Genomic DNA, 325 nt, shown 5'->3' on the forward strand with positions numbered 1-325 from the left:
GGGTATGGTGATATCTCCATTGCCGTCGATGCCATGAAGCAGGGCATTACGGATTTTGTCGAAAAACCCTTTGATACCGATTATCTGCTGGCAGCGGTACAAAAAGCCGTGGATAAGCGTCTTCATGCCCTTAACTTATTACAAGCCCATCAGTCATTGGAAAATGGTGCCGCCATCGAACAGGTGATCGTCGGGCAATGTCAGGCCATTCATCGCTTGCGCAGCGATGTCCTGCAGTTTGCGCCGATGGATATTCCCGTGATGATTTATGGGGATACCGGGGTTGGTAAAGAGCTGGTTGCGCTCTCGTTGCATCGCTTCAGTC

General features: G+C 50.8%; 1 protein-coding gene. It reads left to right on the plus strand.

Annotation, left to right across the window (positions count from 1 at the left end; all coding sequences use genetic code 11):
* Positions 1-325 (plus strand): sigma 54-interacting transcriptional regulator (locus tag Q4563_RS18100; RefSeq protein ID WP_303605489.1); only part of this gene is annotated, 325 nt, incomplete at both ends.

The sequence above is a fragment of the Gilvimarinus sp. 1_MG-2023 genome, from assembly GCF_030548285.1.